Annotated in this window: 9 protein-coding genes; 2 read left to right on the forward strand and 7 right to left on the reverse strand. The window is 61.0% G+C overall.

Features of this window, described 5'->3' with window-relative positions:
• From B3187_RS17505 to B3187_RS01445, 7 genes are all read right to left on the reverse strand, one after another.
• Positions 1-123, reverse strand: a 123-nt coding sequence (locus B3187_RS17505; RefSeq protein WP_286804338.1) for a GIY-YIG nuclease family protein, incomplete at its 3' end; no start/stop codon positions are given.
• Positions 123-1838, reverse strand: a complete 1716-nt coding sequence (locus tag B3187_RS01420) for a BatD family protein (RefSeq protein ID WP_286804306.1) — start codon at positions 1836-1838, stop codon at positions 123-125. The genes B3187_RS17505 and B3187_RS01420, both read right to left, overlap by 1 nt.
• A gap of 56 nt (positions 1839-1894) precedes the next feature.
• Positions 1895-3796 carry a VWA domain-containing protein gene (locus B3187_RS01425; RefSeq protein ID WP_286804307.1) on the reverse strand — a complete coding sequence of 634 codons (1902 nt, stop codon included), beginning with the start codon at positions 3794-3796 and terminating at the stop codon, positions 1895-1897.
• On the reverse strand, positions 3796-4809 hold the full coding sequence (locus B3187_RS01430) for a vWA domain-containing protein (protein ID WP_286804308.1): 1014 nt from the start codon (positions 4807-4809) through the stop codon (positions 3796-3798). Before B3187_RS01430 ends, B3187_RS01425 begins: the two co-directional genes overlap by 1 nt.
• Positions 4802-5347 (reverse strand): DUF4381 domain-containing protein, encoded by a 546-nt coding sequence (locus B3187_RS01435; RefSeq protein WP_123637465.1) that lies wholly within the window; start codon positions 5345-5347, stop codon positions 4802-4804. Before B3187_RS01435 ends, B3187_RS01430 begins: the two co-directional genes overlap by 8 nt.
• A 12-nt stretch (positions 5348-5359) precedes the next feature.
• Positions 5360-6328, reverse strand: coding sequence for a DUF58 domain-containing protein (locus B3187_RS01440; RefSeq protein ID WP_123637464.1), 969 nt, complete (start codon positions 6326-6328; stop codon positions 5360-5362).
• Positions 6328-7287 carry an AAA family ATPase gene (locus tag B3187_RS01445; RefSeq protein ID WP_123637463.1) on the reverse strand — a complete coding sequence of 320 codons (960 nt, stop codon included), beginning with the start codon at positions 7285-7287 and terminating at the stop codon, positions 6328-6330. Before B3187_RS01445 ends, B3187_RS01440 begins: the two co-directional genes overlap by 1 nt.
• 225 nt (positions 7288-7512) lie before the next feature.
• Between B3187_RS01445 and B3187_RS01450 the strand changes: the two genes are divergently transcribed.
• Together B3187_RS01450 and B3187_RS01455 are read left to right on the forward strand one after the other, a co-directional pair.
• The gene (locus B3187_RS01450; protein WP_286804309.1) at positions 7513-12405 is read left to right on the forward strand and encodes an NAD-glutamate dehydrogenase; all 4893 of its coding nucleotides are present in this window, start codon (positions 7513-7515) and stop codon (positions 12403-12405) included.
• A 180-nt stretch (positions 12406-12585) separates the two neighbouring features.
• Positions 12586-13397, forward strand: an 812-nt coding sequence (locus B3187_RS01455; protein ID WP_286804310.1) for an aldehyde dehydrogenase family protein, incomplete at its 3' end; no start/stop codon positions are given.

The raw sequence follows: 13397 nt of genomic DNA on the forward strand, positions 1-13397 counted from the left end.
GCGGGCGCCGCGGGGTCCGCCGCTGTGCTCCTTCCAGCGGCGGACCACATCGGTGGTGATGCCGGTGTAGTACCGGCCATCGTCACCGAGAATGATGTAAACCTGCCAGCGGCTCTCTGCCATCACGAGCGCGGGTACAGGGGTTTGAGTCCCCCGGTGTCGGTGCGCCCGGATCGCTGACCGGCCCGGCTCTGATTCAGCGCCTGCAGCAGCGCGGCGGTGTCGAACGGCGAGTCGGACTCACCCTTGAACAGTATGGCGTCCAGCTCCTGTAGTCGCGCCCGCGCCACGTCGTCGTCAAGCCGCTCGGCCAGATCGGTCAGGCCCCGGGGGGGCACGTCGGGCCAGAGGGCGGCTCCCCAGTCGAGCAGGGCCCGGCGCAGGGCGTGCAGATCATCGGCTTTGGCGGCGCGTTTGACGCCTTGCCAGGCTCGGCCGCGGGCGGCCCGGGCCCGATCTCTCTCGCCTCGGGACTGTGCCTCGCGCGCGGCAAGATCGGTCTTCAGCCGCCAGACGAGGAAGGCGAGCCAGAGGCTCAAGGCTGACAGGAGCGCCGTGGCTATGCCCAGTATTACGGTAACCAGCGACGCTGACCCGCTTGCAGCCGGGCGGGGAGCGGTGGCGTCTTCGCCATTTTCGCGCTCCCGGGACGGTGTGACCTCGGAAGCGGGGGCGGCGCCGGGTATGGCGGTGACGTTGACGGTGCTCGCCGGCAGCTCGGCGGTGCGCATCTGATCCGCCTCGGTGTCCCACCAGGTCAGGGTGACCGCTGGAATCTCGAGGCGTCCGCTCTGGTTGGGCACCATCGCCAGGGTCAGGGTGCTGGTGCTCTGAACGCCACCCGCATTGACCTGCTCTTCGGTTTGCGGTCGGTCCGGATAGAGTGTCAGGCCCGGGGTTTCTTCCAGGGTCAGAGCGGGGAGTTGCGCGGCGGTCAGACCGTCCGCCTGAATGGTGATCCGGCGGGTCACCGGTTCACCCTGACGCAGGGAGTCCGGATCGGTGCCCCAGTGTTCGCTCAACTGCAGATTGCGGGCCGGCAGCCAGGTGTCGCCGCTGTATTGATCGGGCGTCGGGTCCACCGTCACACTCAGGGCGTCGGTTCGGACCCGCTGTCGGCTGCTGCGGCCCCAGAAGTCGCGCTGTCCCCGACTGACGGCGAGTTCATATACCAGGGAGGGGATGTCCAGGGTACCGCTGCGCTGGGGGAACAGAGCAAAGGTGGTTTCCAGAACAATGTGCTGGCGGCCGTCGATCTGGGTGATGTAGTTCTCTTCATTGACGGGTTTGATCACCGCATCCTTCAGTTCCAGCGGCTGAATTTCCGCGCCATCCAGATTGACCCGACTGTACAGACGCACCGTGAACAGGACCTGTTCCTGAACGTGGATCCGCTCCTTGTTCACCTCCGTCTCCACAAAAATGTCCCGGCCGCCGCTGTCTGGCTGCTGTTGCCGTTCCTGCACCGTCACGGTGATGGGTTCGCTCTGGCTGCCGCCGAATTCGAAGGCGGGGATATTGAGGGTGCCGGCCCGCTTGGGGGCCAGCATCAGGCGCCACTCGGTCCAGCCTTCCATGTCGCCGTTGACGATGCGCATCTGGTGACTGCGCTGATTGCTGAGGATGTCGAAGTCCCGGCGCAGCCCGTCGAAATCGGGGCCCCCGGTGAGGGTTCGCCCGGTCTGGCGCACGGTCAGTGTCAGGGTGTCGTTCAACCCGATGGTCTCGCGGTCGACGTTGGCGATCAGCTCCTGGGCCTGGGTGTGGCTGGCCAGTAGCAGGATCATCAGTAACGTGGTCTGTAATGTCGCCCTCAAGTGGGTCGCGAATGGCTTCATGAATGTCATCGTGTCCGGTGTCTGTCTCATGGTCATGTGGGTTGAGTATACTTGGGCTACCAGCGCTCTTCGGTTCCCTGTCCCTCGGTTTCGCCGCGCATCTGCTGTAAGCGTCGCTGTTGGCTCTGGTACTCGAACTTGCGGCGCAGCAGACCGCCGGGGTCATCGGGTACCTGACGGAGCCACTGCTCCATGGACTGGCGCTCTTCATCGCTGACATCGCCCTCTTGAAGGGTCGCGGCTGGGGTCTCTTCGTCACCCTCTTGGCCGTCCTCTTTCGGGTTTCCGGATTGTGGCTGTTCCCGCTCGGCCTGGTCGTCCTGTCCCTCCGGCGATGGGCTGTCCGTATCGGTTCTCTGTGGTTCGTCGTCGCCTGGTGAGCCGCTGGTGTCGGAATCCGATGGACTCTCTTCGCTGGCGTTCTGTTCGTTGTCGCCGGACGACTCGTTCTCCGAGGGTGATTGCTGCTCTCCGTCCTGTTCGCTTTGTGAATCCTGTTCGTTCTGCCCGGACTCCCCGGAGTCATTGTCGCTGTCTTGTGAGTCGTCGCCGTTCTGTTGCTGCTCCTGTTGTTCCTGTTGCTGTTTGAGCTGTTCAACCAGCGCCTTGTTGGCCCGGGCGTCTTCCAGGGTCGAATCTTTTTCCAGCGCCTGTTCGTAAGCGTCGATGGCACCGTCCAGATCACCGGCTTTGGCCAGGGCGTTGCCCCGGTTGTAGTGGGCGCGGGCACTGTCGCTCTGGGCGAAGGCTTCCGCCGCCGCCGCGTAATCCTCCGCCCGATACAGCGCGCTGCCGCGCCATTCCGGGTTCTGGAAGTGCTCGGCGGCCGCGGCCGGATCACTGTCTTCCAGAGCCTGGGCGCCCCGTTGATCCGGAGTCAGGAATGGGGCCTGCCAGTCCGCCGCCTGAGCCGGTTGGGGGAGCAGGCCGCACAGGGGCAGGGCGACTACCAGCACCAGCAGACCGCGCCGGAAACTGTACAGCACGATGGGTAACAACAGCAGCACCAGCCAGTGGCCCCGGTCGTACCAGGTGTCGAACTGTCGGTCCAGCTGACGTTCCTTGCCTTCGATCCAGTCGGGTTGTTCCAGCAGCCACTGCACGTCGTCGGCGCTGGCATCAATACGCTCGTAGCGCCCACCAGTGCGACCGGCCAAACGTTCCAGACGGTCCTGCTCGAGCCTGGCGACCACGATGTTGCCCTGGCGGTCCCGCTCAAAGCCACCCCGATCGTTGGGAATGGGGGCCCCATCCGGGGTGCCGACGCCGAGAATGGACAGCCGGAATGCGGTATCCCCGAGCTGCTCGAGAATGGTGTCGGTCGCCTTTTCGACAACGCCGTCCGTCAGCAGCAGGATCTGGCCCTCGCTGATACCCGCATCGGCAAACAGGGTTTTGGCCTGTTCGATGGCCTCCTCTGGGCGACTGCCGGGGAGGGGCATGACGTTGGGGTGCAGGGCGTTGAGCAGGCTGCGGATGGTGGCGGTGTCGTCGGTCAGCGGGGAGACCACATGGGCGTCCCCCGCATAGGCGATCAGGCCGGTAAAGCCTTCTTTGCGTTCGCGCAGGACATCGGCGATTTTCAGACGGGCGCGGACCAGACGCGAGGGCGCCAGGTCCTCGGCCAGCATGGAGGGCGACAGATCGAGCACGATGATCAGAGCGTTCTCGGTCTTGTGTACGGGCATGGGCCGTTTTTCCCAACTGGGCCCGGCCAGGGCCAGGCAGGCCAGTACCCAGGCCGCCAGTAGTCCCCACAGGTAGCCGCGGCGCTTTTGTTGGGTCGCCGGGTCCAGAAGGTGCTCGAGCAGGCCCGGAGCGATCAATTGGCGCCACTGGCGAGCCTGCTGGCGTTGTTGCCACAACAACAGAACCAGAGCGATCGCCGGAATCAGGGCCAGCAGCCAGAGCGGCCGCAGCCAGTGGAAGTTCTCAAGTGCTGTCTGAAGTGTATCCATCAGCGAGATCCTCCCGAGGTGCGTGCGGTCAGTCGGGGGCTCAGCCAGCGGCCGGCGGCCAGCAGAGCGCTGAGCACAAAGGCGAGGGCCAGGGGCCAGTGAAACAGGCTCCGGGTGGGACGGAAGGTTTCCTCGTCGTATTCAATGGGCTCCAGTTCATTCAGTGTCTGGTGCACCTGGTACAGCTCCTCCAGACTGCGCGCTCGGAAATAGCGTCCGCCCGTCTGGGCGGCTATTTCTCTCATGGTGTCTTCATCCAAATCCCGGGAGGGGTTCACCCGGCGCTGGCCAAAGATGGTCTGGGTGATCATTTCCTCCGCGCCAAAACCGATGGTGTAGATCTTGACGTTGTGTTGCTCGGCCAGATAGGCGGCCCGTTGTGGGGTCAGTTCTCCGGCGTTGTTGGCGCCGTCGGTGAGCAGAATCAGGACACGGCTGGCCTCGGGGCGGTCCCGCAGGCGTTTGACGGCCAGCCCGATGGCATCGCCGATGGCGGTTTTCTCACCGGCAAAACCGATCTGGGCTTCCTGTAACAGGGTATAGACGGTCTGCCGATCGTAGGTCAGTGGCGCTTGCAGGTAGGCTCGGGTACCGAACAGGATCAGACCGAGGCGGTCGGTCTGGCGCTCCTGGACAAAATCACCCACCACCCCTTTGACCGCCTGCAGACGATTGATGGCTTGCCCCTGGTACTGCATGTCCTCGATTTCCATACTGCCGGAAATGTCGACGGCCATCAGCAGATCCCGGCCGCTGCTGGGCAGGCTGACCGGCTCGCCGACCCACTGGGGGTGGCTGGCGGCGAGCAGGCTGGCGCTCCAGATCAGCCAGAGGCTGGCGGCCATCAACCAGCGCCGTTCGCCTTCACGGGACTCTTCGCCTCGCAGTCGCTTCAATCGACTGAAGAAAGGCACCCGCAGGGCCGCCTCGCGGCTGGGCTCTTCCGGAACCCAGCGCATCAGCAGTGGCAGCGGCAGTAACAGCAGCAGCCAGGGCCATTGCAGCTCAAGCATGGTGCACCTCCGCGAGCCATTGCTGAACGCGTCGCTCGGACAGGCGGTGGCGGCGAATCCATTGTGCGGCCAATTGATGCAGGGCCTCGACATCCACTTTCGGATCGGGTTGATAGGGGCCGTCGGCCAGGATGTGACCGGGCCCTTCGGTAAACGCCGGTTCCAGCCCGGCACCGGCGTCCAGAAAGCGCAGCCACTGGGGCCCCTTCAGTGCCGCCAATTCAGCTTCGCGCGCTTCGGGCAGGGCGCTCAGCGCGGTTCGGCGAAGCAGTTGGCTGACCTGCTGCACATAGTGTCGGCGGGTGGTCGGGCCCGGATCGCTCCGCTGGTAGTCCCGGTAGGCATGTTCGAGTAGCGCCATTGCCTGGCGACGGTAGCGCTGCCGGCGTTGACGGCGGTAACCCTGCCACAGCAGTGCTCCGAGCACGATCAGCAGCAGGGCAATCAACAGCCACCAGCCCCAGGCCAGGGGCCACCAGCCGATGGGCTCCGGCAGATGAATGTCGTTCAGTTGTGCCAGTGGGTCTTGCGGATTCATGGGTGCAGTCAATCAGCCTCGGGCGCGGTGACGGCGGGCGCCAAAACGCTCGCGCAGCAATGTGTGAATGTCGTCGTCGGTGGCGTAGGAGAGCAACGGTAACGCCAGACGCCGGCTGCTTTCGGTCAGCGCCTGCAACTGCGTCTCGAATTCCCGACGGTAGGCCTGGCGGAACGCCGGGTCCTGGGCGGGCAGTTGGAGGCGCTCCTCCCCGTCGCTCACCGTCAGGAAATGGTTGCTGCTCAGCTCCCGCTCCAGCGGATCGTATACGTGCATCAGGGTTACGTCGGTATGGCGTGCCAGCTCGAACAGTTGCTGCTCGCAGCGGGTGTCGAAGTCGTGGAAATCACTGATCACGAACACGGCACTGCCGGGCTTGGCGACGCGACGGACATCGGCCAACAGTGTCTCCAGAGAGGTAATGGCCTCGTCTGGCACCGGAGTTGCCAGCTCTCGGTTGTAGTCGTGCATCTGGTGGAGCAGTTCCAGCGCGGCGTGTTTGCTGCGCCGGGCCCGGACGTCCCGCTGGTTATGATCGCCAAATATCAGGCCACCAATCCGGTCACTCTGGTTCAGGGCGGCCCAGGCCAGGGTGCCGGCAATATGGGTGGCCAGCACCGATTTGAAACAGGTGCGGCTGCCAAAAAACATCGGTGAACGCTGATCCACGACGACAAATACCGGGCGTTCGCGCTCCTCGCGAAAGATCTTGGTGTGAGGCACCTGGGTCCGGGCGGTGACCCGCCAGTCGATGGTGCGGACATCATCTCCGGGCTGATAGAGCCGCACTTCCTCAAAGTCGATCCCCCGTCCACGCATTCGAGTGCGTACCCCGCCGGTCAGCAGACTGCGAGCCGGTTGCCGGGCGAACAGTTGCAGGTCCCGGGCGGCAAAGCGCAGGCGCAACAGATCTCCCAGGTCGCAGTAAGCGCCCTGAGGGGCCAACGCGGCGGCAGTGGGTCTGGCCTTTGTTCCTGCCATCAGGCCACCGGCACCACGTCGAGCAGTCGGTCGATCACCTGCTCACGGGAAATCCCCGTGGCCTCGGCCTCAAAGCTCAGAATCAGGCGGTGGCGGAGCACGTCGTGGGCAATCGCGCGCACATCGTCGGGGCTGACATAGTCCCGGCCTTCCAGCCAGGCATGGGCCCGGGCGCACCGGTCCAGGGCAATGGTGGCCCGGGGGCTGGCGCCGTATTCCAGCCAGTTGACCAGATCGGGGTCATAGTCGCCGGGGCGCCGGCTGGCATTGATCAGTTGGACGATATACTCCTCCACCGGCTCGGCCATGTGGATCGCCAGAACCGCTTGGCGACCTTCAAACAACAGGCTCTGGCTGATTTCGGCGGGGGGCGGAGTCTCCTGGTGAGCGGCCTCGGCCCGGGCGAGCTTCAGGATTTTCCGCTCGGCCTCAATATTCGGGTAGTCCACCAGGACCTGCATCAGAAAACGATCCAGTTGGGCTTCCGGTAGCGGGTAGGTCCCTTCCTGCTCAATGGGGTTCTGGGTTGCCATCACCATGAACAGGTCCGGCAGCGGGTAGGTGGTGCTGCCCACACTGACCTGTCGTTCAGCCATGGCTTCGAGCAGGGCGGACTGTACTTTGGCCGGCGCCCGGTTGATTTCGTCACTCAAGACCAGATTGTGAAAGATGGGCCCGGGTTGAAATTCAAAGCGACCCTGCTCAGGGCGGTAGATGTCGGTACCGGTCACATCCGATGGCAGCAGGTCGGGAGTGAACTGTATGCGCTGAAAGTTGCCTTCAATGGCATCGGACAGGGTTTTGATTGCCTTGGTCTTCGCCAGCCCGGGGGCGCCCTCCACCAGCAGGTGGCCGTCCGCCAACAGGGCGATCAGCATGCGTTGAACCAGATGTTCCTGGCCGACAATCTGCTGATTGAGCCAGTGATTGAGGGTGTGTAATGCGTCGTGTGCCTGCATGGGTCCCCACTTATTGTGATCGGATGTTGAGCCTGGATGAATGGGCGACCTGATCAAAAGCTGACCAAATCGCGGCAATTCCGCGGCGATGCGCTCGTAGACTTGTGTTAATGGCGTCAGTTCCCTGATTTTCAAGCAGTGACACTCGACAAGTGTACACCCTCGGACCAAACTGAAAACTGAGCGACACCGATAACGTCTGCGGGACGATGAACAGGAGGCAGTGTGGATATACGCTTGGTGAACGCCGGAGATAAGGATGAGCTGTTTGCGGACCTGGATGCCCTGGCGGGAGATTCCATTGAGGAAAGCCAATGGGCACTCTGGCTCACCTTCAGTCGGGCTTTTTTTGCACGTTTACCTCTGGAGGAATGGGTCGGTCGACCGATCAAGGATGTCTTCGGCGCGGTGCACAGCGCCTGGCGGTTGATGAATCAGTTCCGGCCCGGCAAGCCGTCCGTGCGCCTGTTCAATCCAACTCTGGAAGAGGATGGTTGGCTCTGTCCGCACAGTGTGTTGTTGGTTCAGCAGCGGGATATGCCCTTTCTCGTCGATTCCATTCGGATCGAGCTGAATCGGCGCAATATTGCGATTCACAGCATCAAGAGCACGGTGCTCGGTGTGATCAGAGACGAGCAGCAGCGGCCGGTTGGACTCTGGCCGGCTGAGGGCGATGAGACGTCGGATGATTCTGACAAAGGCGCCGTGGAAGCGCTGGTGTACATGGAGATCCGGCTGCACACCGATACGCGTCAACTGCGCCAGATCAGTCGGTCGCTGATGACGGTGATGGAGCAGGTGCGGCGGGTGGTGGATGATTTCAGTGCGCTGAAAGAGGCCGCGTCAAGCGCTGCAGAGCAGCTCAGTCGGGTTACCCAGGCACCATTGAATCATAAGGTGCCGGAGAATCAGGCGTTTCTGGACTGGCTCCTTCGGGATCATTTTACCTTCATGGCGTACACCGAATACGACCTGGTGACCGAAAACGGTGACACCTGGTTGGTGGAGCGCACGGACAAGCGTCTCGGCCTGTTCCGGGATGCCGATACCGCTGCGGATCGCAAACCGGTCAGTGACGAAAACCCGGGCACGCTGCAGTTTCACCTGTCTCCCAAGTTGATCGCCTTTTCCAAAGCACCACAGCGTTCCCGCGTGCACCGGCAGGCCTACTCTGATTATATCGTGATCAAACGGTTTGATGCCGACGGTCAGTTGTGTGGTGAAAGCCGATTACTGGGTCTGTATACCTCGGCGGTGTACACCCTGAGCCCCTATGAAATTCCGCTGATTCGGGAAAAAGTCAGTGAAGTATTCGAGCGCTCTGGACTGAGTCGCAGCGGTCACGATGGCAAAGCACTGCGCCAGATTCTTGAAACCTTTCCCCGGGACGAGTTGTTCCAGAGCAGTACCAGCCAGCTTTATGAAATTGCCACCGGTGTGGCCCGAATCAATGAGCGCTACCGGGTTCGCCTGTTTGTCCGTCCCGATGCGTTCGGTCGTTTTGTCAATTGTCTGGTCTACGTGCCACGGGATCTTTTCACCACCCGCATCCGGATCAAGATCCAGACGCTACTGGGCAAAGCGTTGGGCGCGGAGGAAGTGGAGTTTAACACCTACTTTTCCGAGTCGATTCTGGCCCGGGTGCATCTGGTCTTCCGCCTGGAAGACGATGGTCCGGCATCCAGCGTCAGCACGGTGCCGTTCGATGTCGATCAGCTCGAGCGGCAGATCATCGAAATCACCCGGTCCTGGGAGGACCAGTTGCTTGAGGCGCTGACGGAAGCAAAAGGAGAGGAACTGGCGGTCAAGCTTCTGGAACAGTACCAGGACGCATTTCCTTCCGCCTATCGCGAGCACTTTGATGCGCGGATCGCGGTTCAGGACCTCGATCATATCCTGAATCTCGACGGCGACGGTGATCTCGCCCTGAGCTTTTATCAACCGGCGGATCGTTCGGCGCAGGGGTTGAGGTTCAAGGTGTTCCGCCGACACGCCCCGATGGAATTGTCGGATGTGATTCCAGTTCTTGAACATCTGGGGCTTAGGGTCGTAGCGGAGCACCCCTACGACATCGTATCGAGTTCGGGTGATGAGGTTTATCTGCACAACTTTCATCTCACTTACGATGCCGAGGCCTCTCTGGATATTCCGGCCGTGCGCCACAAATTTCAGGATGCCTTTGCGGCAGTCTGGAATCAGCGCGCCGAGAGCGACGGTTTCAATCGCCTGGTGCTGAGTGCCGGGCTGACGTGGCGGGAAGTGACGGTGTTGCGGGCTCTGGCGGCCTATATGCACCAGACATTGTTCAATTTTACCGAGGGTTATATCGCCTCGGCACTGGTCAACCATGCCCGCATAACCCGGGATCTGATCAGCCTGTTCAAAGCGCAGTTTGACCCATCAGCCAGTGGTGATCGTACCGAGCGGCGAGGCACCATTCACGCGCGTATTCTGGATTCCCTGAATCAGGTGTCCAACCTTAATGAGGATCGCATCATTCGACGCTATCTGGCGATTCTCGATGGTACGGTGCGAACCAATTATTTTCAGCGAGATGGGGATGACCGCTTCAAAGAATATCTGGCCTTCAAATTGATGCCCCGCCGGATTCCCGATATTCCGGAGCCCCGCCCGCTGTATGAAATTTTTGTCTATTCCCCGCGTGTGGAGGGTGTGCACCTGCGCGCGGGTAAGGTTGCCCGCGGGGGGCTGCGTTGGTCGGATCGACTGCAGGATTATCGAACCGAAGTGCTGGGGTTGGTCAAAGCCCAGCAGGTCAAGAATGCGGTCATTGTGCCCAATGGCGCAAAAGGCGGTTTTGTCTGCAAGCGTCCGCCCGCTGGGGGTGACCGACAGGCGCTGCAAAAGGAGGCAATCACCTGCTATCAGACGTTCATCCGCGGGCTGCTTGATCTGACGGACAATCGGGTGGCGGGGGAGTTGGTGCCACCCAAAGAGGTGGTCAGACTGGATGAAGACGATCCCTATCTGGTGGTGGCCGCCGATAAAGGGACCGCGACCTTTTCCGATATTGCCAACGAAATTTCTGCGGAGTATGGCCACTGGCTGGGGGATGCTTTTGCGTCCGGAGGAAGCCAGGGGTATGACCACAAGGCGATGGGGATCACGGCACGTGGAGCCTGGGTGGCGGTGCAGCGGCATTTCAAGGAACAGGGCCTGGACATTCAACGCGAGGACTTTACCGTTGTCGGTATTGGCGATATGGGTGGCGATGTGTTCGGCAACGGTATGCTGCTGTCCGAACACATTCAGTTGGTGGCGGCGTTCAACCATCTGCATATTTTTATCGATCCGAATCCCGATGTGGCAAAGAGCTTTCAGGAGCGTCAGAGGTTGTTCAGTACGCCCGGCTCAAGCTGGGCCGATTATGACGCATCCCTGATCAGCGAGGGCGGGGGCGTTTTTTCCCGGGACGCCAAAGCGATTCCGCTTACCGACGCAATGAAGCAGCGCTTTGCGCTGGAAGACGATGAGCTGACCCCGAACGAGCTGATTCATCAATTGCTAAAAGCACCGGTGGATCTTTTGTGGAACGGTGGTATAGGGACCTACGTCAAAGCCAGTACCGAAAGTCATATGGAGGTGGGAGATAAGACCAATGACTCAGTCCGCGTTGACGGCAGTGAGCTGCGCTGCAAAGTGGTGGGCGAGGGCGGTAACCTTGGTATGACCCAGCGCGGCCGGATCGAGTTTGCGCTGCAGGGCGGTGCTTGTAATACCGATTTCATTGACAATGCGGCGGGCGTGGATTGTTCGGACCACGAGGTCAATATCAAAATACTGCTGAACGAGGTGCTGAGTAACGGTGACCTGACGCAAAAACAACGCAATCAGCGGTTGGAGACCATGACCGAGGAGGTGGCGGCACTGGTTCTGGATAACAATTATCGCCAGACCCAGGCCATCAGCCTTGCGAGTTCCGATGCGGTGCGTCGTAATGCTGAGTATCGGCGGGTCATGAGCGTGTGGCAATCCGAGGGGCGGCTGAATCGCCAGTTGGAGTTTTTGCCGGACGAGGAAACGCTCGCGGAACGTCAGGCTCAGGGGCAAGGTCTGACACGTCCGGAGTTGGCCGTGCTGATTTCCTATGCCAAGGTGATTTTGAAAAACGACCTGGCCGAAGCGGATCTTGCCAGTGATGAGTATATTGCCCGATTCGCGTTTCGTGCTTTTCCCGAGCCGCTGCAGAAAGACTACCCCGAGTGGATCAATCGCCATCGGCTGCGTCAGGAGCTGGTCGCGACCCAGGTGGCCAACGATCTGGTCAATACCATGGGGCTCAGTTTTGCTCAACGACTGTTGGACTCCACCGGTGTGGGCGCCGGAGATATGGCAAAGGCGTACGTGATTGCCCGGGATATTTATCAGTTGGATGATGTCTGGCAGACGCTGGAGTCGCTGGATTATCAGGTTGATGCCAGTGTGCAGATGGAGCTGATGAAAACCTTGATGCGACGAGTTCGGCGGGCGTCACGCTGGTTTTTACGCAACCGGCGCAGTCATCTTGATCCGGGCACGGAAATCCAACAGTTCATGCCCCTGGTGGAAGAGGTCATTCGCACCTTGCCGGGGCAACTGAGCGGTGCCGCCCTGGAGGATTGGCAGGCGCAGGTCGGCTATCTGACCCAGGCTGGCGTGCCTGAGGCGTTGGTGCCTCGCGTCGCGACACCCGGGCATCTGTATTCCGGCTTGAGCGTCGCCGAGGCTTCTCGTCACACCGAGTTGCCTCTGTTGTCTGTATTGGGTCTCTATTTGAGTATCAACGAGCAATTGCAGTTGCATGAGTTTGCCCGCCAGATTTCTGAGGCGGCCGTAGAAAGCTACTGGCAGGCGATGGCGCGGGAAACCTATCTGGATGATCTGGAATCGCAATTGCGCAGTCTGACGTTGGCATTGTGCGGATGGGTAAGCAACGAGTGTTCAGTGGAGCACACGGTCGCACACTGGGCGGAACAGTTCGCTCCGCAGCTGGATCGCTGGCGCTCCATGATGAATGAGGTGCAGAACAGCAGCGGTACCGATTACGCGATTTTTTCCGTGGCGCTGCGCGAGCTGCTCGATCTGGTGCAGATCACCCAGTACGGAGATTGGGAGTAATCTTTAGGCGTCAAAACTTTTGCCCACGAACTGTTAGGGTTCAACGAAGTTGTCAACATTTATTGACAAAAAGTCGGAAAAACACTTGCTTTCAGCCAGCCGATGTCTGCTAGAGTTGGAGCAGGTAACGAATTGATCGTTTTACGATTTCACGATGAGATGGACAGGAGCTCGATGACGATGGCCAAGACCCAGCAAACAGCCCCGATCAAACTCCGCCACGCGGCACTGTTTCAGCAAGCCTGTTACATCGGTGGCCAATGGTCGCAGGCGCAAAGCGGTGCAACGCTGGACGTGGACAACCCGGCAACGGGGGAGATCATCGGCCAGGTTCCCAACTGCAATGAGCAGGACACGGCACGTGCCATCGCGGAAGCCGAGAAGGGTTTTCAGGTGTGGCGTCACAAGACGGCCAATGAGCGCAATGAGGTATTGATGCGCTGGTATCAGTTGATGCTGGATCATACCGATGACCTCGGTGCCCTGATGACGCTTGAGCAGGGCAAACCCCTGGCCGAAGCCAAGGGCGAAGTGAATTACGCCGCATCGTTTATCAAATGGTTTGCCGAGGAGGCGCGCCGCGCTTATGGCGAAACCATTCCCGGCGCCAAACCCGGTCAGCATATTGTGGTGACCCGTCAGCCTGTGGGCGTGACCTGCTGTATCACCCCCTGGAATTTCCCGGCCGCCATGATCACCCGCAAAGCGGGCGCAGCGCTGGCAGCGGGTTGCTCAATGATCGTCAAACCCGCCGAGGCAACACCCTATACGGCGCTGGCGCTGGCGCAACTGGCCGAGGAGGCTGGAGTGCCCGCCGGTGTGCTGAACGTCATCACCGGCAAACCCCAACCAATCGGCGAGGCGCTGACCCGTAGCCCGGTGGTGCGCAAGCTCAGTTTTACCGGTTCTACCCGGGTGGGCAGTATTCTCATGTCCCAGTGCGCCGAACACATTCAGAAAGTGTCCCTCGAGCTGGGCGGCAATGCGCCGTT

Origin of the sequence: Marinimicrobium sp. UBA4209, assembly GCF_002381585.1 — a bacterium.
GTDB classification, from domain to species: Bacteria; Pseudomonadota; Gammaproteobacteria; order Pseudomonadales; family Cellvibrionaceae; genus Marinimicrobium; species Marinimicrobium koreense.

Excerpts from the sequence above, each read along its gene's own strand:
- B3187_RS01420 (WP_286804306.1), bottom strand. The coding sequence starts at position 1,838 with ATGAAGCCATTCGCGACCCACTTGAGGGCGACATTACAGACCACGTTA.
- B3187_RS01425 (WP_286804307.1), bottom strand. The coding sequence starts at position 3,796 with ATGGATACACTTCAGACAGCACTTGAGAACTTCCACTGGCTGCGGCCG.
- B3187_RS01430 (WP_286804308.1), bottom strand. The coding sequence starts at position 4,809 with ATGCTTGAGCTGCAATGGCCCTGGCTGCTGCTGTTACTGCCGCTGCCA.
- B3187_RS01435 (WP_123637465.1), bottom strand. The coding sequence starts at position 5,347 with ATGAATCCGCAAGACCCACTGGCACAACTGAACGACATTCATCTGCCG.
- B3187_RS01440 (WP_123637464.1), bottom strand. The coding sequence starts at position 6,328 with ATGGCAGGAACAAAGGCCAGACCCACTGCCGCCGCGTTGGCCCCTCAG.
- B3187_RS01445 (WP_123637463.1), bottom strand. The coding sequence starts at position 7,287 with ATGCAGGCACACGACGCATTACACACCCTCAATCACTGGCTCAATCAG.